Source organism: Pseudomonas sp. S3_A09, from assembly GCF_054668065.1.
Genome location: NZ_CP162752.1, coordinates 4580296 through 4599881, shown reverse-complemented (window position 1 = coordinate 4599881; position 19586 = coordinate 4580296). Strand labels below are relative to the sequence as shown.

General features: G+C 60.9%; 21 protein-coding genes. 16 read left to right on the top strand and 5 right to left on the bottom strand.

Features of this window, described 5'->3' with window-relative positions; all coding sequences use genetic code 11:
• The first annotated feature begins 281 nt into the window (after positions 1-281).
• The 8 genes from AB4N92_RS21500 to AB4N92_RS21465 are packed head-to-tail and all read left to right on the top strand — an operon-like array spanning position 282 to position 6393.
• Positions 282-1484: a PepSY-associated TM helix domain-containing protein gene (locus tag AB4N92_RS21500; protein WP_236267022.1), complete on the top strand. Its 1203-nt coding sequence runs from the start codon at positions 282-284 to the stop codon at positions 1482-1484.
• Positions 1481-2017 carry a hypothetical protein gene (locus AB4N92_RS21495; RefSeq protein WP_010211598.1) on the top strand — a complete coding sequence of 179 codons (537 nt, stop codon included), beginning with the start codon at positions 1481-1483 and terminating at the stop codon, positions 2015-2017. Before AB4N92_RS21500 ends, AB4N92_RS21495 begins: the two co-directional genes overlap by 4 nt.
• Positions 2014-2343 (top strand): hypothetical protein, encoded by a 330-nt coding sequence (locus tag AB4N92_RS21490; protein WP_010211599.1) that lies wholly within the window; start codon positions 2014-2016, stop codon positions 2341-2343. The genes AB4N92_RS21495 and AB4N92_RS21490 overlap by 4 nt, the downstream gene beginning before the upstream one ends.
• On the top strand, positions 2340-2900 hold the full coding sequence (locus AB4N92_RS21485) for a DUF6162 family protein (RefSeq protein WP_010211600.1): 561 nt from the start codon (positions 2340-2342) through the stop codon (positions 2898-2900). The genes AB4N92_RS21490 and AB4N92_RS21485 overlap by 4 nt, the downstream gene beginning before the upstream one ends.
• 19 nt (positions 2901-2919) lie before the next feature.
• Entirely contained in the window at positions 2920-3840 is a 921-nt protein-coding gene (locus AB4N92_RS21480) for a metal ABC transporter substrate-binding protein (RefSeq protein ID WP_010211601.1), read from the top strand.
• Positions 3837-4583 carry a metal ABC transporter ATP-binding protein gene (locus tag AB4N92_RS21475; protein WP_042571652.1) on the top strand — a complete coding sequence of 249 codons (747 nt, stop codon included), beginning with the start codon at positions 3837-3839 and terminating at the stop codon, positions 4581-4583. The genes AB4N92_RS21480 and AB4N92_RS21475 overlap by 4 nt, the downstream gene beginning before the upstream one ends.
• Positions 4580-5479 (top strand): metal ABC transporter permease, encoded by a 900-nt coding sequence (locus tag AB4N92_RS21470; protein ID WP_010211603.1) that lies wholly within the window; start codon positions 4580-4582, stop codon positions 5477-5479. Before AB4N92_RS21475 ends, AB4N92_RS21470 begins: the two co-directional genes overlap by 4 nt.
• A complete protein-coding gene (locus AB4N92_RS21465) occupies positions 5479-6393 on the top strand; it encodes a metal ABC transporter substrate-binding protein (protein ID WP_154973759.1) in 915 nt (304 codons plus the stop codon). The genes AB4N92_RS21470 and AB4N92_RS21465 overlap by 1 nt, the downstream gene beginning before the upstream one ends.
• A 71-nt stretch (positions 6394-6464) precedes the next feature.
• On the opposite strand, the gene AB4N92_RS21460 is transcribed toward AB4N92_RS21465, so the two are convergent.
• Entirely contained in the window at positions 6465-7178 is a 714-nt protein-coding gene (locus AB4N92_RS21460) for a UTRA domain-containing protein (RefSeq protein ID WP_010211607.1), read from the bottom strand.
• 347 nt (positions 7179-7525) lie between these two features.
• Between AB4N92_RS21460 and AB4N92_RS21455 the strand changes: the two genes are divergently transcribed.
• The 6 genes from AB4N92_RS21455 to AB4N92_RS21430 all read left to right on the top strand — a co-directional run bounded on the left by AB4N92_RS21455 (position 7526) and on the right by AB4N92_RS21430 (position 12878).
• The gene (locus tag AB4N92_RS21455; protein WP_010211608.1) at positions 7526-8602 is read left to right on the top strand and encodes an ABC transporter substrate-binding protein; all 1077 of its coding nucleotides are present in this window, start codon (positions 7526-7528) and stop codon (positions 8600-8602) included.
• A gap of 179 nt (positions 8603-8781) precedes the next feature.
• Entirely contained in the window at positions 8782-9588 is an 807-nt protein-coding gene (locus tag AB4N92_RS21450; protein WP_236267021.1) for an alkaline phosphatase family protein, read from the top strand.
• On the top strand, positions 9585-10421 hold the full coding sequence (locus AB4N92_RS21445) for an ABC transporter permease (protein ID WP_044286925.1): 837 nt from the start codon (positions 9585-9587) through the stop codon (positions 10419-10421). Before AB4N92_RS21450 ends, AB4N92_RS21445 begins: the two co-directional genes overlap by 4 nt.
• Positions 10408-11208: an ABC transporter permease gene (locus tag AB4N92_RS21440; protein WP_044286923.1), complete on the top strand. Its 801-nt coding sequence runs from the start codon at positions 10408-10410 to the stop codon at positions 11206-11208. Before AB4N92_RS21445 ends, AB4N92_RS21440 begins: the two co-directional genes overlap by 14 nt.
• On the top strand, positions 11205-12194 hold the full coding sequence (locus AB4N92_RS21435; RefSeq protein WP_236267020.1) for an ABC transporter ATP-binding protein: 990 nt from the start codon (positions 11205-11207) through the stop codon (positions 12192-12194). Before AB4N92_RS21440 ends, AB4N92_RS21435 begins: the two co-directional genes overlap by 4 nt.
• Positions 12195-12224: 30 nt before the next feature.
• Positions 12225-12878, top strand: coding sequence for an HAD family hydrolase (locus AB4N92_RS21430; protein WP_010211613.1), 654 nt, complete (start codon positions 12225-12227; stop codon positions 12876-12878).
• A gap of 144 nt (positions 12879-13022) precedes the next feature.
• Here AB4N92_RS21430 and AB4N92_RS21425 read toward each other — a convergent pair whose 3' ends face one another.
• Positions 13023-13985: a zinc-binding dehydrogenase gene (locus AB4N92_RS21425; RefSeq protein WP_010211614.1), complete on the bottom strand. Its 963-nt coding sequence runs from the start codon at positions 13983-13985 to the stop codon at positions 13023-13025.
• A gap of 138 nt (positions 13986-14123) precedes the next feature.
• Here AB4N92_RS21425 and AB4N92_RS21420 point away from each other — a divergent pair, with 138 nt between their 5' ends.
• Both AB4N92_RS21420 and AB4N92_RS21415 read left to right on the top strand, forming a co-directional pair.
• Positions 14124-16205 carry a carboxy terminal-processing peptidase gene (locus tag AB4N92_RS21420; protein WP_175439673.1) on the top strand — a complete coding sequence of 694 codons (2082 nt, stop codon included), beginning with the start codon at positions 14124-14126 and terminating at the stop codon, positions 16203-16205.
• Between the two features lie 117 nt (positions 16206-16322).
• Positions 16323-18092 carry a bifunctional diguanylate cyclase/phosphodiesterase gene (locus tag AB4N92_RS21415; protein WP_042571656.1) on the top strand — a complete coding sequence of 590 codons (1770 nt, stop codon included), beginning with the start codon at positions 16323-16325 and terminating at the stop codon, positions 18090-18092.
• On the opposite strand, the gene AB4N92_RS21410 is transcribed toward AB4N92_RS21415, so the two are convergent.
• The 3 genes from AB4N92_RS21410 to AB4N92_RS21400 form a co-directional block, all read right to left on the bottom strand.
• A complete protein-coding gene (locus AB4N92_RS21410) occupies positions 18089-18460 on the bottom strand; it encodes a hypothetical protein (RefSeq protein WP_005786715.1) in 372 nt (123 codons plus the stop codon). The two genes, AB4N92_RS21415 and AB4N92_RS21410, sit on opposite strands and share 4 nt — an antisense overlap.
• Entirely contained in the window at positions 18457-18798 is a 342-nt protein-coding gene (locus tag AB4N92_RS21405) for a helix-turn-helix domain-containing protein (RefSeq protein ID WP_010211618.1), read from the bottom strand. Before AB4N92_RS21405 ends, AB4N92_RS21410 begins: the two co-directional genes overlap by 4 nt.
• Positions 18799-18892: 94 nt before the next feature.
• On the bottom strand, positions 18893-19351 hold the full coding sequence (locus tag AB4N92_RS21400) for a YkvA family protein (RefSeq protein ID WP_010211619.1): 459 nt from the start codon (positions 19349-19351) through the stop codon (positions 18893-18895).
• Positions 19352-19586 lie beyond the last annotated feature (235 nt).

Below are 19586 nucleotides of genomic sequence, written 5' to 3'. Positions count from 1 at the left end.
GGCTCGCTTTGGATAGGGCTCACTCAACGGCATAAGCCCATCCTACGCAGCGGCCCCACCCCATCAAGGGCGCCAGGGTGATGGCTTGGAACATGTTTCGTGTTCGATCGAGGCGTTAAAACGCCCTGAATGTGAACCTGAAACATTTTCTTTCATATCGGGGTTAGGGATTTCTCATTCTCATCCGTCTTAACTTAGATACAGCCTGTCGCGTCAGCAAAAGCTACGACTGGCCTTTTCCGGGCCTTCACTGCCCCTCTCCGATCAAGACCCTCATTCACATGTCGAAGAAGTCACGCTCCAAACTCTGGTTTCTCGTCCATAGCTGGCTGGCCTTGCCCATCTGGTTCTTCGTACTGATCGTCTGCGTCACCGGCACCCTGGCGGTGGTCAGCCAGGAGATCGTCTGGCTGGCCAACCCGGATATCCGCGCGAGCAAGCCGACAGATGATGCCGAACCGCTGAGCTATGACCAGGTGATCGCCGCGATCAAGCGCGATGAACCGCAGGTGTTCGTCCAGTCGATCAGTCGCCCCGACGAATCCCATTTCGCCCTCAGCGTCAATCTCAGCTACCCCGACGGGCGTTCGGTAGAGGTCTACGTCAACCCCTATACCGGTGCGATCCAGGGCATCAGCCCGTCCTTCAACTTCCAGCAGTTCACCCGCGCCCTGCACGGCTGGTGGCTGGTGCCATTCACCAATGGCTACAGCTGGGGCTGGTACCTGGTGTCGGCACTGGGCATCCCGCTGCTGGCGTCGCTGGTCACCGGGCTGGTGGTGTACAAGCGTTTCTGGAAGGGTTTCCTGCGCCCGACCCTGCGTATCCGCCACGGCGCGCGGATTTTCTGGGGCGACTTCCACCGTCTGAGCGGGATCTGGTCGATCTGGTTTATTGCGGTGATTTCCGTCACCGGCATCTGGTTCCTGATCCGGGCGATCCTGGGAGACAACCAGATCTCGATTTCCACCGAACCGGTCATCCCGGTGATTGCCCGTGAGAAGGTGCCGATGTCGGCACCCGGCGTGCCGGCCCCCATGATTCCCGTGGACGAGGCGCTCAAGATCGCCACCCAGCGCATCCCTGGCCTGGAGGCCAGTTTCATCAGCATGCCGCTCAACGCCTACAGCCACCTGCAGATCAGCGGGCGCGGCTGGTACCCATTGATGTTCCAGACCGCACAGATCAACCCCTATGACGGCGAAGTCGCGGCGGCGCACTTGCTGTCCGACCGCTCGAAGCTGGAGTTTGTCACCGAATCCATGCGCCCCCTGCACACCGGCGACTTTGGTGGGATCTGGATCAAGCTGATCTGGGCATTCTTTGGCCTGATCATGAGCATGATGGTGTTGAGCGGCCTGCTGATCTGGACCAAGCGCACCGCCCTGGCCACCCTCAATGCCCTCAAGCGCGAAGCCAAGACTCAAAAACAGCCAGCGTCCATCCCGGCCCTGCAGGCTGAAACTTCGGAGGCCAACTCATGAGCAAGGTCGCTGCTGTACCGCCTTCGCCACTGCGGGCCTTCTGGCTGAAATGGCGCTTCCACATCAATGTGCTGCTGTTGCTGATCCCTCTGGGCTTCATGCCCAAGTACTTCGCCGACGCCGCGCTGTTTCGCGGCGACACCGGCATCGGCGAGCGCGTGGCCGGTGAAGTGCAGGTAGGCCCCTGGAGCCTGACCCTCGCGGAGTTTCGCAATGAAGGCCCGCGCCCCGACCCGGCCGGCCCGATGAAGTTTTTCAACGCCGCCCTGTGTGACACCTGCGCCAACCAGGTCAAGGCCACCTACCTGCGCATCGGCAAGCCACGCAGCCTGCGCGCCGCCGGCGTGATCTTCTTCGGCACCCCCTACCGCATGGGCGCCGGCCTGCCGATCCCGGAACGCACGCCAGCCGATGCCGAACTGTGGGTCACCATGGAAGGCTGGGACGGCAGCATGCACCAGGGCTCCATCCCGCTGAGCCAGGCCTCGCCTGCCACTATTGCCTGGCTGAACAAGCAAGGAGTTAAACCATGACTTTGATGCGCCTGACCCGCGCCTGCGGCGTTCTGTTGCTGTGCGCCGGCTTCAGTACTGTTGCCCTGGCCCACAACCCGATGTGCGAGTGCAAGGAAATCCCCGGCGAGCAGATCCAGTGCAAAGGCGGTTTCTCCGACGGCAGCGGCGCGCCCGGCGTGACCCTGGACGTGATCGGTTACGACGAAACCATCCTGATGCCTGGCAAGCTGGGTGAGGACTCGACCCTGACCTTCAAGAAACCGTCGGCCGAGTTCTATGTGCTGTTTGATGCGGGCCCAGGCCACGTGGTGGAAATCGACCAAGCGGATATCCAGCCGCAATGAGTACCACACAGGTTGTACGACCCGCCGGTGCCGGCCACGAAACCCTCTATGTGCTGTTGTTGTGCCTGATCATCCTGGCGGTGGCGGGTTCGGTGATCGCGCTGCACGGTGAAACCCAGGAAGTGGCGGCAGTACCCAGCCACCAATTGGATGCCCGTCGCGACCTGAGCGCCGCCGAGCAAGGCATCTACGCCGACCTGCGGGTGACCCTGGATGAGATCCAGCTGTTGCAGCAGGAGCAAAGTGCACTGCCCAGCCCTGCGCAACTGGCCGAAGAAGGCTTCGCACCCTTTGCCCAGGACGCCAGTTCGGTCAGCCGGGGTGATCATCGTTGGCAATTGCTGGAACCTTCGGCCTACCTGGGCTTGAGCCAGGCGCCCGGCACCAGCGGCTCGCTGTTGATGCGCGTGCACGGGGCCGAGCCGGATATCTGGCTCAATCGCCAAGCCCACCTCGCCGCTCCCTCCGACCTCACTGACCAGGCGCTGATCGCAGCCGGCTGGCAGCAAGTGGTTGCGCAATTCGATGCCGGCGTCACCCGCCAGCACCGTCACTGAACGAGAAGACCGATTGCCCATGTCCATTTCATCTCCCCTGTTGCGCCTGTTGCTGGTTGGCCTGTTCAGCCTGATACTCGCCCCGCTCGCCAACGCCGAGGCGAACAAACGCCTGCGAATCGGCATCACCCTGCATCCTTATTACAGCTATGTGGCCAATATCGTCGGCGACAAGGCCGAGGTGGTACCGCTGATTCCGGCCGGTTTCAACCCGCATGCCTACGAGCCGCGCGCCGAAGACATCAAACGTATCGGCACCCTGGACGTGATTGTGCTCAACGGCGTCGGCCACGATGATTTCGCCGACCGCATGATTGCCACCAGCGAACGTCCGGACATCCCGGTGATCGAGGCCAACGCCAACGTGCCGCTGCTGGCCGCCACCGGTAACGCCGCGCGCGGTGCCGGCAAGGTGGTCAACCCGCATACCTTCCTGTCGATCAGTGCGTCGATTGCCCAGGTCAATAACATCGCCCGCGAACTGGGCAAGCTCGACCCGGACAACGCCAAGACCTACACCCAGAATGCCCGTGCCTACGGCAAGCGTCTGCGCCAGATGCGCGCCGATGCCCTGGCCAAGCTGACCAGCGCCCCCAACCCGGACCTGCGCGTGGCGACTGTGCACGCAGCCTATGACTACCTGCTGCGCGAATTCGGCCTGGAAGTCACCGCCGTGGTCGAACCCGCCCACGGCATCGAACCCAGCCCGAGCCAGCTGAAAAAAACCATCGATGAACTGCGCGCCCTGGACGTAAAGGTGATCTTCTCGGAGATGGATTTCCCGTCCACCTACGTCGACACCATCCAGCGCGAGTCGGGCGTCAAGCTGTACCCGCTGTCACATATTTCCTACGGCGAATACAGCGCCGAGAAGTACGAAGTGGAGATGACCGGCAACCTCAATACCGTGGTGCGGGCGATTCAGGAGTCGGGGGCATGACGGCGGCGGAACAGTTGAGTGCGGTCAGCGTCGGTCCGACGCTTGAATTCGACAAGGTATCGCTGACCCTGGGTCGCACCGTGATCCTTGATGACGTGCGTTTCCAGGTACGGCCGGGCAGTATCCATGCACTGGTCGGCCCCAACGGTGGCGGCAAAAGTTCGCTGATCAAGACGCTGCTCGGGCAAACGCCTCACCAGGGCCGCTTGAGCCTGCACTGGCCGGCCGCGCCCGGCACCATCGGTTATGTGCCCCAGGCCCTGGAATTCGACCGTGGTTTGCCGATGACCGTGGATGATTTCATGGCGGCTATGTGCCAACGGCGCCCTGCATTTCTTGGTTTGTCCAAGCATTACGCCGGCGCGATTGGGGACGCGCTGGAGCGCGTTGGCATGCAGGACAAACGCAAGCGGCGCATGGGCGCGCTGTCCGGCGGTGAACGCCAGCGCGTGTTGCTGGCCCAGGGCCTGATCCCGGCGCCGCAATTGCTGGTACTGGATGAACCCATGTCGGCCCTCGACGAAGCCGGTATCCAGGTCTTCGAGCGCCTGCTCAATGACTGGCGCCTGGCCGGGATCACGGTGCTGTGGATCGAGCATGACCTGGAGGCCGTAGGCCGTCTGGCTGATCGCGTCACCGGCCTGAACCGCCGCGTGCTGTTCGACGCCACACCCAAGGAGGCCCTGACCCCGGATCGTCTGCTCACCCTGTTCTCCACCCACCCTCGGAGCCCGGCGCAATGAGTTATGAAGCCTTTCGCTTGATGGTCCAGGGCTGGGCCTCTTCCGGTTACCTGCCGGAGGCGCTGGCCTACGGTTTTGTGGTCAACGCCCTGCTCGCCGGTCTGCTGATCGGCCCGGTGCTGGGCGGCCTGGGCACGCTGGTGGTGGTCAAGCGCTTCGCGTTTTTCTCCGAAGCGGTCGGCCACGCCGCGCTGACGGGCGTGGCCGTAGGCATCCTGCTGGGTGAGCCCTATACCGGCCCGTATGGCGCGTTGTTCGGCTACTGCCTGCTGTTCGGCATCCTGCTCAACTACCTGCGCAATCGCACCGGCCTGGCGCCGGATACGTTGATCGGCGTGTTCCTGTCGGTGTCCCTGGCGCTGGGTGCGAGCCTGTTGCTGATCCTGGCGGGCAAGATCAACGTGCACATCCTCGAGAACGTGCTGTTTGGCTCGGTGTTGACGGTCAACGGCAACGACCTGCTGGTACTGGCGGTTGTCGGTTCGCTGGTGATGGCCCTGGCGCTGCCGCTGTACAACCGCATCATGCTGGCCAGCTTCAATCCGCAACTGGCGGCGGTGCGCGGCGTCGCCGTGAAAACCCTGGACTACCTGTTCGTGATCCTGGTGACGCTGATCACCGTCGCGGCGGTCAAGGTCATCGGCGCGATCCTGGTGGGTGCATTGCTGGTGATTCCGGCAGCCGCGGCGCGTTTGTTGAGCCAGTCGCTCAAGGGTTTCTTCTGGGTTTCGGTCGCCATTGCCACCGTCAGCACCCTGTGCGGGATCCTGCTGCCGATCATCTTCGACCTGCCCGTGCCGTCCGGCGCTGCCATCATCCTGGTCGCCGGTATCGCCTTCGCCTTGGCCGCCATCGCGCGCGGCACTGTGCCCAGCCTCAAAGGGAATCTTGGATAATGCGCTCCGTTCTTCATCCTCTGGCCCTGGCCATGGCTTGTTTGTTCACCACGCCACTGATGGCGTCTGAAACGGCCACACCGGCTGCCCACGCGGCAAAGCCGGTCAAAGTGCTTGCTTCGCTTGCGATCACCTACGGCCTGGCTGAGGTGCTATTAAAAGGCACCGACGTACAGCTTGAGCGCGCCGCCCCGGCCAACCTGCCCGGTTCGCGGCAAGTGTCCTACTTCACCGGCCGTGGCGCCCCGGCCCTGAACAAATTGGCACTGGACGCCGACGCCGCCATCGGCCTGCGCTCGTTGTGGGCTGATGACCCGCTGTACCCGGTGGCGCGGCGCAGCAACATCCGCATCGTCGAAGTCGACGCTGCACGCCCGGTGGACGGCGGTTTGCCGGGCATTGCGGTGCAGCCGGGTGTCACCGACGGCTTGAACAGCCAGCCCTGGCAGTCGAGCAACAACATGGGACGCATGGCCGATGTGCTGGCCGCCGACCTGAGCCGCCTGGCCCCTGCTGCCAAGCCGAAGATCGATGCCAACCTCGCCGCCCTCAAGCAGCGCCTGCTCAAGCTCACCGCCGACAGCGAAGCGCGACTGGCCAAGGCGGACAACCTGAGCGTGGTCAGCCTGAGTGACCACTTCGCGTACCTGGTCAGCAGTTTGAACCTGGAAGTGCTCAGTACCGATGCGCGGCCCGACGCTGACTGGACACCTGAGGCGTTGCAGAAACTGAGTACCGAGTTGAAGGACAACGAGGTGGCGGTGGTGCTGCATCATCGTCAGCCGAGTGAGGCGGTCAAGGCGGCGGTTAGCGCCGGGGGCTCGAAACTGCTGGTGTTGAATGTGGACAGTGCGGAGCCGGTGACAGAATTGGAGACCAATGTGGGTCAGCTGATCGACGCGCTCACACCCTGACAACCCACCGATCGGTCATGCCTCTGGCTCGATTCAACTGTGGGTTTGTGGTGTGTCATTCAGTCCGGTGGCTACACAACATCCACGCCAACGTGGATGGCATCATGCCGCCAGAACTCCAGGTCGCAGTCGATCAAACGCTGGTGCTGGTCATAATTGACCCGGGCGATACGCAAGCCCGGGCTGCCCACCGACACACGCAATGCAGCGGCGGCTTCCACCGGCAGTGATGTCGGCACGATTTCAAAGCGCACTCGACCGTAGTGCAGGTCGTACTTTCGCGCGTACAGCTCAGTCATCGACTGATTCAAATCACACGCCAGGATCCCCGGAAAATACTGCGGGTTCAGGTAGTGCTCTACATACAGCACCAAGCGCCCGTCAATCCGCCGGCCCCGGCAGATCTGGATCACGCTGGACAGCGCCGGTAACTGCAACCACGCACACACCGCCGCCGAGGCCGGTTGGAGCCGCGCGGAAATCACTTCCGTGGACGCCACCCGCCCTTGGTCGCTGACCATCGCGTGAAAGTGGCTACGTTGCATCAGGTTGTAGGCCAGCCGTGGCGGCGAGACAAACCAGCCGCGCCGCTCCTCGCGATAGATCTGCCCCTGGGCCTCCAGTTGTAACAAGGCTTCCCGCACCGTAATCCGGGTGGTACCAAACAACTCGCTGAGCTTGCGTTCGGCGGGCAATTTGCTGGCAGGTGGCAACAGGCCGTGGTCGATCTGCTCTTGCAGCGCCAGGCCGATGGATGTCACCGCTTTGATTGCCTCATCACGCATCAACGTTACCTATCTGGACTAGACCAGCACCGACAAGGTGCACAAACCGCTCCGTAAATGGGCTTGCACGGTTGCGTGCCAGCCTAGGCATTACAGATGACCGACAGATGACAGTCCGTGTGCATCCCTCGCAGCACACCCTGCAATACATCGGCCAAGTCCAGTCACTACGGGCACTTGAGCATGGTCTACGCTAAGTCTGCGCTGAGCGACATCGAGGCTTTAAAAACGACATCGACATGAAACTGTCATCCATCGCGTCTAGATTGGCTCAGGTATTGCTCTGACCTAGACCAACAACACCGCAGAAAAAACCGCCGCGTTGAAAACGCCCAAAGGAGCTTCGGATGAAACAGCTTTTCCTGGCATCACTGTTAGGCTCGACCATTGCCATGTGCACCGCCGCCATGGCCGCTGATACCGATCTAAAAACCCTGGAAGCTGCCGCTAAGGCAGAAGGCGCTGTAAACAGTGTCGGCATGCCCGATGACTGGGCCAACTGGAAGGGCACCTGGGAAGACCTGGCCAAGACCTACGGCCTCAAGCACATCGACACCGACATGAGCTCGGCCCAGGAGATTGCCAAGTTCAAGGCCGAGAAAGACAACGCCAGCGCCGATATCGGCGACGTGGGCGCGGCGTTCGGACCGATTGCGGTGAAGCAGGAAGTCACCCAGCCATACAAACCGTCCACCTGGGCCCAGGTGCCGGATTGGGCTAAGGACAAAGACGGTCACTGGGCCCTGGCCTATACCGGCACCATCGCGTTTATCGTCAACAAAAAGCTGCTGCACGGTTCCGAGGTTCCTACCAGTTGGGCTGACCTGCAGACCGGCAAATACAAGGTCTCCGTTGGTGACGTGAGCACCGCGGCCCAGGCCTCCAACGCCGTACTCGCTGCCGCCATCGCCAACAAGGGCGACGAGAAGAACATCGCCCCAGGCCTGCAATTCTTCACCAAGATTGCCCAGCAAGGTCGTCTCGGCCTGTCCAACCCGACCATTGCCACCATGGAAAAAGGCGAAGTCGAAGTGGGTATCGTCTGGGACTTCAACGGCCTGAGCTACAAGGCCAAGATGGCCAACCCGGATGACTACGTGGTGCTGATCCCATCGGATGGCTCGGTGAAATCCGGCTACACCACCATCATCAACAAATACGCCAAACACCCGAACGCCGCCAAGCTGACCCGCGAATACATCTTCAGCGACGCCGGCCAGCTCAACCTGGCGAAAGGCAATGCGCGTCCGATCCGCGCTGAAACCGACCTGAAACTGCCGGCCGACATCGCCAAGAACCTGATCCCGGGCGAGCAGTACACCAAGGCCAACCCGCAGCCGATCAAGGATGCCGAAGCCTGGGAAGCGACGTCCAAGAAGCTGCCGCAGTTGTGGAACGAGCAGGTCATCGTAGAGATGAAGTAATCAGGCTCCCAGCCTGAAATGCAGTTAGTGTGGGAGCTGGCTTGCCTGCGATAGCGGTCTGACATTCAACCTCTGTGTCGACTGATGCACCGCCATCGCAGGCAAGCCAGCTCCCACAATTTGACCCGTTTGTGTCAGAGAAATTGAGTCAAGTCTACTGTTGCGGAGCGCCTCCCCCCATGAAGCACAATGTCATCCTTGTCGTGCTCGACGGCCTGAACTTTGAGGTGGCCCGACACGCCATGGGGCACTTGCAGGCCTATGTCGGCGCAGGACGCGCAGCCCTCTACAAACTGGAATGTGAACTGCCCGCCCTGTCCCGACCGCTGTATGAATGCGTACTCACCGGCGTGCCTCCGATCCAGAGCGGCATCGTCCACAACAACGTCTCGCGCCTGTCCAACCAGCGCAGCATTTTCCATTACGCCACCGACGCCAGCCTGACCACGGCAGCGGCGGCTTACCACTGGGTCAGCGAGTTGTACAACCGCACGCCCTTCCTTGCCGCCCGCGACCGTCATACCGACGACAAGGCACTGGCGATCCAGCACGGGCATTTCTACTGGAATGACCACTACCCGGATTCCCACCTGTTTGCCGACGCCGAAAGCCTGCGCCTCAAGCACGCGCCGAACTTCCTGGTGGTGCACCCGATGAACATCGACGACGCCGGCCACAAGCACGGCCTCGATACGCCGCAATACCGCAACAGCGCACGGGCGGCCGACATCATCCTGGCTGACTACCTGCAAGCCTGGCTCGATGCGGGCTACCAGGTGCTGGTGACCGCCGACCATGGCATGAACAACGATCGTTCCCACAACGGCCTGCTGCCAGAAGAGCGTGAAGTGCCGCTGTTTGTCCTTGGCGATGCCTTCAGCCTGGACCCCAACGCGACGCCAAAACAGACCGAGCTGTGCGGCACCGTCTGCGAGTTGCTGGGCGTGCCCCACGACAAACCTGCATGCCGGGAGCTGCTGAAATGATCCGTGGTAAATGGCTGGCACTGCTGTGCCTGGTGCCCTTCGCGCTGTTCTTTATCGTGTTCGAAATCGCCCCGCTGGTGTGGGTGCTGATCAACAGCCTGCAAACCGAAGAGGCTGGCTGGGGCCTGGAAAACTTCACGCGGATCTTAAGTTCGAAGTTCTACCTGCAAGCCATCCAGTTCAGCCTGGAGATCAGCTTCTACTCCAGCATCTTCGGGATCATCATTGCCACGCTGGGCAGCTACTCGTTGCGCCGGGTGGATTCGCCGCTGCGCAATTTCGTCACCGCCTTCGCCAACATGACCAGCAACTTCGCCGGCGTGCCACTGGCGTTCGCATTCATCATCCTGCTGGGCTTCAACGGCAGCATCACCATCATGCTCAAGCAGGCGGGGATCATTCAGGACTTCAACCTGTATTCCAAAACCGGGTTGATCATCCTCTATACCTACTTCCAGATTCCGCTGGGCGTGCTGCTGCTGTACCCGGCTTTCGATGCGCTGCGCGAAGACTGGCGTGAGTCGGCGTCCCTGCTGGGCGCGAATGGCTGGCAGTTCTGGCGGCATATCGGCCTGCCGGTGCTCACCCCTGCCCTACTGGGCACTTTCGTGATTCTGCTGGCCAATGCCCTCGGCGCCTATGCCACGGTCTACGCCTTGACCACCGGCAACTTCAACGTGCTGCCGATCCGCATTGCGGGGCTGGTGTCCGGCGATGTGTCCCTCGACCCGTACCTGGCCAGCGCCCTGGCCGTGGTGCTGGTGGCGCTGATGACCGTAGTCACCGTGGTCCATCAACTGCTGCTCAAGAGGAGCTACCATGTCTCGCGCTGAAGCCGGCCCGGCCTCCCTCTACCATCGGGTAGTGGTGTGGTTGTTATTTGCGATCCTGGTGTTGCCGCTGGCGGGCACCTTTGTCTACTCCATTGCCAGCAGTTGGTCAGCAACCATTCTGCCTGCCGGTTTTACCGTGAAATGGTACGTGCAGCTGTGGAGCGACCCACGCTTCTTGATGGCCTTCGGGCAATCATTGCTGGTGTGTGTGGGCGCGCTGATCCTGTCGGTGGTGTTGATTCTGCCGCTGCTGTTCGTGGTGCATTACCACTTCCCCAAGCTCGATGCGCTGATGAACATCCTCATCCTGCTGCCCTTCGCGGTGCCGCCCGTGGTGTCGTCGGTGGGCTTGCTGCAACTGTATGGCTCCGGGCCGATGGCGATGGTGGGCACGCCGTGGATTTTGATCGGCTGCTACTTCACCGTCGCACTGCCGTTCATGTACCGGGCGATCACCAACAACCTGCAAGCCATTAACCTGCGCGACCTGATGGACGCGTCACAACTGCTCGGCGCCAGCACCTGGCAAGCGGCGATCCTGGTGGTGCTGCCGAACCTGCGCAAAGGCTTGATGGTGGCGTTGCTGCTGTCGTTCTCGTTCCTGTTCGGTGAGTTCGTGTTCGCCAATATCCTGGTGGGCACCCGCTACGAAACATTACAGGTGTACCTGAACAACATGCGCAACAGCAGCGGTCACTTCACCAGTGCCGTCGTGATTTCCTATTTCTTCTTTGTGCTGGTGCTGACCTGGGCCGCCAACATCTTGAACAAGGACAAAAGCCAATGAGCTTCGTCAGCGTCCAACACCTGCAAAAAAGCTACGCCGGCACCCCGGTGTTCAGTGACATCAACTGCGAAGTCGCCAAGGGCGAGTTCGTCACCCTGCTCGGCCCGTCCGGGTGCGGCAAGTCCACGCTGCTGCGCTGCATCGCCGGCCTGACGTCAGTGGACAGTGGGAAAATTCTGCTGGATGGCCAGGACATCGTCCCGCTGAGCCCGCAGAAACGCCATATCGGCATGGTGTTCCAGAGCTACGCGCTGTTTCCCAACATGACCGTGGAACAGAACGTCGCCTTCGGCCTGCGCATGCAAAAAGTCAACGCCGATGACAGTCACAAACGCGTGCAGGAAGTGCTGCAATTGGTCGAACTCAAGGACCTCGCCGGCCGCTACCCGCACCAGATGTCCGGTGGCCAATGCCAGCGCGTGGCCCTGGCCCGCTCGCTGGTCACCCGTCCGCGCCTGTTGCTGCTGGATGAGCCGCTGTCGGCGCTGGATGCGCGGATTCGCAAGCACCTGCGTGAACAGATCCGCCAGATCCAACGCGAACTGGGGCTGACCACCATCTTCGTGACCCACGACCAGGAAGAAGCGCTGACCATGTCCGACCGGATCTTCCTGATGAACCAGGGCAAGATCGTGCAAAGCGGCGATGCCGAAACGCTCTACACCGCGCCGGTGGATGTATTCGCCGCCGGGTTCATCGGTAACTACAACCTGCTCGACGCCGACAAGGCCACCCAACTGTTGCAACGCCCGATCAGCAGCCGTATCGCCATTCGCCCGGAGGCCATTGAGCTGAGCCGCACCGGCGAACTGAATGCGCTGGTGCGCAGCCACAGCCTGCTGGGCAACGTGATTCGCTACCGCATCGAAGCACGCGGTGTAGAACTGGTGGTAGATGTGCTCAACCGTTCGGCCGATGACCTGCATCCGGACGGGCAACGCCTGGCACTTTCCATCGACCCCAGTGCCCTGTGTGAAGTAGCCTGATGCAACGTTTCATTTGAGAGAGCATGACGGATGGCATTGGTAATTTTTGATCTGGACGACACCCTCATCCATGGCGACTGCGCCACCCTCTGGAGTGAGCAGATGGGCCGGCTGGGCTGGGTCGACCCTGAGTCGTTCATGCGCAAGAACAACGAGCTGATGGACGCCTACAGCCAAGGCAAGCTGCGGATGGAAGAGTTCATGGACTTCAGCCTGGAGCCGATGATCGGCCGCACGCCGGAAGAAATCGAGCACTTGGTGGAGCCCTGGGTCGAAGACGTGATCGAGCCGCTGATCTACAGCGACGCCACCAAAACCATCGCCCGCCACCGTGCCAATGGCGACCGGATCCTGGTGATCTCCGCCTCGGGCACGCACCTGGTCACGCCGATTGCGGCGCGGATCGGCATTGATGAAGTGTTGGGGATCAACCTTGACGTCAGCCATGGTGTGTACAGCGGGCGTACGGTCGATGTGCTGACGTATCGCGAGGGCAAGATCACGCGGCTGCTTGAGTGGCTTGAGCAGGCAGGCGAATCGCTGGAAGGCGCGTACTTTTATTCGGACTCGCGCAATGATTTGCCGTTGTTGCTCAAGGTGGACTACCCGCAAGTGGTGAACCCGGACCCGGTATTGCGCGAGCATGCCGAAACGGCCGGCTGGCCGATCCACCACTGGACCTGACACAGCCCCTTCAGAAATTGAAATGCGATCAACATGTGGGAGCGGGCTTGCTCGCGAAGGCGATGTGTCAGATGAAATATTCTTCACTGATACACCGCCTTCGCGGGCAAGCCCGCTCCCACATTGACTGCATTTCAATCCAGGTCAGACCAGGGTTTCGTCAATCACCAACACCAATTTCCCGGAAATCTGGTTAGTCGCCAACTCGGCGAACGCCGCTTCGGCATCCTTGATCGGGAAAGTCTTGGCCAGCTGCGGGCTCAACCGCCCTTCAACAAACAACGGCCACACATGCTGGCTCAAGTCACTGAACAGATCAGCCTTGAACTGATCACTGCGGCTGCGCAGGGTCGAACCCAATAGCTGAATCCGCTTGCCCAGCACCTGGGCCAGATCCAGCTGCGCGTCGCGACCGCCCATCAAGCCGATCAATACCCAGCGCCCATCGAGGGCCAGCAACTTGAGGTCGAGCGCCGCATAGCTGCCACCCACCGGGTCGAGGATCACATCGAACGGCCCGAAATCCCGCAGCCCTTCGATCCCGTCGGTGCGCACCACGCCGCCTTGGGCACCCAGTTCCTCACAATAGGCCAGGCGGTCCGCCGAGCCAACGCTGACCCAGCACGGGCTGCCAAACGCCTTGCACAGCTGGATTGCGGCAGAGCCAACGCCACTGGCGCCGGCATGCAGCAGCACCTTCTCGCCGGGCTTGAGGCCCGCCAACTGGAACAAATTGAGCCACGCCGTGCTGTACACCTCAGGCAGCGCCGCCGCTTCGATCAGCGACAAGCCTTCCGGCGCAGGCAGTACGTGGCGCGCATCCACCACCACTTCTTCGGCCATGCCGCCACCGGCGAGCAGTGCGCACACGCGGTCGCCCACTTGCCAGGATGAGCCCGCCCCCACTTCGCTGATCACCCCGGAACACTCCAGGCCCAACACGTGGCTGGCACCCGGTGGCGGCGGATAGAGCCCCGCGCGCTGTAACAAATCGGCGCGATTGAGGCCCGCTGCCGCCACGCGAATGCGAACTTGCCCTACATCGCAGGTAGGACTGGGTTCGTCCAACCACTCCACATGACCGTCAACGCCTTGCAATGCTTTCACAGTGCCTCCATAGTGAGTCTGGACTGAGCCCGTAGCTGTATCGCCGGGCTTTTTGCATTATGCGACCGGACCATATGGAACCGGCTCCCTCAAAGACGGCCTAATATGCGTTATCAATTGCCCCCGCGTCGAATCAGCATGAAGCATTTGTTCCCCAGCACCGCCCTCGCTCTTTTCATTGGTCTCGGCTTCGCGTCGATGTCGACCAATACGTTCGCAGCCAACAGCTGGGACAACCTTCAGCCGGATCGCGATGAGGTGATTGCCAGCCTTAACGTCGTCGAGTTGCTCAAGCGTCATCACTACAGCAAGCCGCCGCTGGACGACGCGCGCTCGGTGATCATCTATGACAGCTACCTCAAGCTGCTGGATCCGTCGCGCAGCTACTTCCTGGCCAGCGATATCGCCGAGTTCGATAAGTGGAAGACGCAGTTCGACGACTTCCTCAAGAGCGGCGACCTGCAACCCGCCTTTACCATCTACAAGCGTTACCTGGACCGCGTCAAAGCGCGTCTGGACTTCGCCTTGGGCCAGTTGGACAAAGGCGTCGACAAGCTCGACTTCACCCAGAAGGAAACCCTTCTGGTGGACCGCAAGGACGCGCCTTGGCTGACCAGCACCGCCGCCCTCGACGACCTGTGGCGCAAACGCGTCAAGGACGAAGTGCTGCGCCTGAAGATCGCCGGCAAAGAGCCGAAGGCCATCCAGGAGCTGTTGACCAAGCGCTACAAGAATCAGCTCGCACGTCTGGACCAGACCCGTGCCGAAGATATCTTCCAGGCCTACATCAACACCTTCGCGATGTCCTACGACCCGCACACCAATTATCTGTCGCCAGATAACGCAGAAAATTTCGATATCAACATGAGTCTGTCGCTGGAAGGCATTGGTGCCGTCCTGCAAAGCGACAACGACCAGGTCAAGATCGTGCGCCTGGTGCCGGCAGGTCCGGCGGACAAGACCAAGCAGGTCGCTCCGGCCGACAAGATCATCGGCGTTGCCCAGGGCGACAAAGAGATGGTCGACGTGGTCGGCTGGCGCCTGGACGAAGTGGTCAAGCTGATCCGTGGGCCGAAAGGCAGCGTGGTGCGTCTGGAAGTGATTCCGCACACCAATGCGCCGAACGACCAGACCAGCAAGATCGTGTCCATCACCCGTGAAGCGGTGAAGCTCGAAGACCAGGCCGTGCAGAAGAAAGTCCTCAACCTCAAGCAGGATGGCAAGGACTACAAGCTGGGCGTGATTGAAATCCCGGCGTTCTACCTGGACTTCAAGGCCTTCCGCGCTGGCGATCCGGACTACAAGTCCACCACCCGCGACGTTAAGAAAATCCTGACAGAACTGCAGAAGGAAAAAGTCGACGGCGTGGTCATCGACCTGCGCAACAACGGCGGCGGTTCACTGCAGGAAGCCACCGAACTGACCAGCCTGTTCATCGACAAGGGCCCGACTGTGTTGGTGCGCAACGCTGACGGCCGTGTCGACGTGCTGGAAGACGAGAACCCAGGCGCCTTCTACAAAGGCCCTATGGCGTTGCTGGTCAACCGCCTGTCGGCCTCGGCTTCGGAGATTTTCGCCGGCGCCATGCAGGACTATCACCGCGCGATGATCATCGGCGGCCAGACCTTCGGCAAAGGCACCGTGCAGACCATCCAGCCGCTTAACCATGGCGAGCTGAAACTGACACTGGCCAAGTTCTACCGGGTTTCCGGGCAGAGCACCCAGCACCAGGGCGTACTGCCGGACATCGATTTCCCGTCGATCATCGACACCAAGGAAATCGGCGAGAGCGCTCTGCCGGAAGCCATGCCATGGGACACCATCCGCCCTGCGATCAAGCCGGCCTCTGACCCGTTCAAGCCATTCCTGGCGCAGTTGAAGGCCGACCACGACACCCGCTCCGCCAAGGATGCCGAGTTCGTGTTCATCCGCGACAAGCTGGCCCTGGCCAAGAAGCTGATGGAAGAAAAAACCGTCAGCCTCAATGAAGTGGATCGCCGCGCGCAGCACGCCGACATCGAAAACAAGCAACTTGCACTGGAAAACATCCGCCGCAAGGCCAAGGGTGAAGATCCACTCAAGGAGCTGAAGAAAGAAGACGAAGACGCGCTGCCGACCGAAGCCGAAAAAACCAAGCCGGAAGACGACGCCTACCTGGCCGAGACGGGCCGGATCCTGCTGGATTACCTGAAGATCACCAAACAGGTGGCCAAGCAGTAAATGATGGCGATTTAATGTGATGGCTCCCTGGAGTGTCATCATATAGACATCATTCTGTCGTGAAATGAAGGACCGCAGGCTGCCAGCCTGCGGTCCTTTTTTTCGATCGAGATCGCCATGACCATGACCGAACAGCTGAATGCATTGGGCTCTATCCTGGCTCAAGGCAGTTTGCACAGCCTGTTCCAACCGATCATCAGCCTCTCTGACCGACGCATTCTCGGCTATGAAGCCCTCAGTCGTGGGCCGTCCAACAGCCCGCTGCACTCCCCCGTCGCCCTGTTCTCCGTGGCCAGCCAGGCCGGACGGCTCAGTGAACTGGAGATCGCCTGCCGTGAAAGCGCGTGCCGCCGCTTCAGTGAACAGAAGCTGCCGGGCAAGCTGTTCCTCAACGTTTCGCCGCAATCCCTGATGGAAACCGCGCATCAGCCGGGGCGCACCCTGCAACTGCTGCATGACTTCGGCATTCCACCGAGCCAAGTGGTGATCGAACTCACCGAGCAAACCCCCACCAACGATATCGACCTGCTGCAAACGGCGCTGCACCACTACCGCAACATGGGTTTCTCGATCGCCTTGGATGACCTGGGTGCCGGCTATTCCAGCCTGCGTCTATGGTCGGAGTTGCGCCCGGATTACGTGAAGATCGACCGACACTTCATCGACGGCATCCATCAGGATGCGCTTAAGCGGGAATTTGTCGGCTCCATCCTGCAAATCGCCAGGGCGTCGCGTGCCCAAGTGATTGCCGAAGGTATCGAGCTGCCTGAAGAGTTGGCGGTACTGACCGAGATGGGGGTGGACCTGGTTCAAGGCTACCTGCTCTGCCGTCCGCAGGAGCAACCGCCGCAGGAAGCACGCCTGATGCTGCCCAAGCCTGACAGCGCCAACGTGGCGCTGAACGATGAAGGCAGCGACCTCAGCGCCTTGCTCAACGAACAACCGGCGGTGGATCAGGACACCGCCACCGCCCAGGTGCTGGAAGCGTTCCGGCGCCAAGCCAACCTCAATTCCCTGGCGGTGCTGGATGGGCGCGGGCACCCGATCGGTATCGTCCACCGGCATTCGCTGTCGGACGCGCTGCTGAAACCCTTCGCCACCGACCTGTTTGCGCGCAAACCCATCAGCCGCTTGATGAGCACCGACTTCCTGGCGGTGGAGCTGAGCCAGTCTCTGCAGCAGGTCAGCCGTTTGCTCACCAGCCGTGCACGGCAACGCATCGAAGAAGACTTTATCATCACGCTCAATGGTGATTATCTGGGCCTGGGCCGGGTGATCGATGTGCTCAAGCTGATCACCGAGTTGAAGATCCAGCAAGCGCGCTACGCCAATCCGCTGACCCTACTGCCGGGCAATGTGCCGATCCAGCAATGCCTGACGCGCCTGTTGCAGCAACAGCGCGAATCGGTGATCTGCTATGTGGATATCGACAGCTTCAAGCCGTTTAACGATATCTACGGCTATGGGCGTGGGGATGAGGTCTTGTTGTGCCTGGCGCAGTGCTTGAACGACCGCGTCGACCCCAGCCGCGACTTTGTCGGGCATATCGGCGGCGATGACTTTTTGCTGGTGCTGGGCCCGCAGGATTGGCGTAAACGCCTTAATCAGCTGCTGGATGACTTCCACACCCAATGCCGACGTTTCTACCGCGCCGAACACCTGGAGGCCGGTTGTTTCGTGGCGCTCAACCGCCAGGGCGTACGCCAGGAGTTTGCGCTGCTGTCACTGTCCATCGGCGTGGTGCATTTGTATCCACAGGCCTGTGGACAACTCGATGCCAGCCAGTTGGCGGAGCTGGCATCGCAAGCCAAGCACCATGCCAAGGATATGGCCGGCTATAGCATCCATGTGATCGACAGCATGGACGCACTACCCCAGGCGCTTTAAGCCTCGGCGGATTCCGGGTACTCGTATTCGAACACCCGCACCACTTCGGAGGCGTGCCAGGACGCGGCGGCCACGCCATCGGACGGCCCACTGAAACGCCCCAGGCGCTCCACACATTCAAAAAAACCGGTACGCGGCAGGCGACTGGCGCCCTGGCTGATCACCAGCGAGCTGCGCAACGGCTGCTCGGCCTTGGCGTCCAGCGCCGCCAGGTGCTCCAAAGCGGCAGCCAGGGTTTGCATGGCGGGCGTGGGAAATTGCAGGCGCTCCAGCAGCGCGCGGTAGGTCAGCAGATGGCGCTGGCGGCGAGCCTGGTCCAGTTCGTTGAGTAATCCATCCCAGTGTTGACGGCTGATACGTAGGCTCAAGATTCATCCCTCCAACCTGCAACGCCCAATTCCCAGGCCAGGCTGCGGCGGATCGCGGCATCCGGCTGGCGTTCACCACTTTCAATCAATCCAAGATATGAGGGGCTGATCCCCACAGTGCGTGCCAGGGTTTCGATCGCCAGGCCCTTGGCCTCACGCAAGCCGCGCAGGTCTGCAAGCGGGCGCAGGTCCTGGTCAGGGGCGGCTTGGGCAGTCGATGAGAGAGGAGGTAACGTCGGTTGTTGCTGACCGGCAGCTTTTAGCAGCGCCTGGTACTGATCCCATGGCAACACCGCGTATTCGGGTTCGCCATTGCGTGAAATTATCTGAATATCCATGACCGCCCCGTAGGATAACAACACTTACTGAGTAAGCTCTTTCCTTAGGAGTGTAATCCTAACAGCCACAAAGGTCGCAGGGGGATATACCGTGTCATCCGTTTTTTTGCGGGTTTTCCTTGGCCAGCAGCGCGGGCGTCGCAGGCAGTCGCTCAACCACGGCGAGCTTTTCCGGGCGCTGGGCGTCACGCCAGGCACGAAAGGCGCTCAGTTCGCCTTCCAGGGTCTTCATGACCCATGCCAGCACGGCAATGTCGTCGAGCATGCCGAACATGGGGATAAAGTCCGGAATGGCATCAATCGGGCTGAGGAAATACATCAACCCCGCCACCACCGAGATCAGCGCCTTGGGGCTGATCGCCCGGTACTCGCCGCGCCAGTAGGCCAGGCACAGCGCCTGGAGCAACTTGAAGTCATCCTTGAGTTTGCCCAGGCGATTGCCCTGGCTGGAGCCCTTGGCCGCCACCGCGAACAGTAACGTCGGCAAACGTCCACGCCCTAGGAGACGCGCGGCCATGGGCAGGAAACGGGTGAAATTGAAGGGTGGTTTCATCTGTCACTCCAGTTCCAGGCGACATAAAAGGTTATCCACACAAATTGTGGATAACCTTGTGAACAGAGCCTATTTTCCGCGCTGAAAGCCACGTGTTACAAGGCTTTCAGTCAGATCGGGCATTTTTTGCGCACTGAAAAAAAACCCAAGATTTCATTGACTTGGCGTTGATGTGCGGCTACCCGTACTCGAGTCTTATATCAGACTGTTACCTGCCACAGACGTTCGTTTGGAT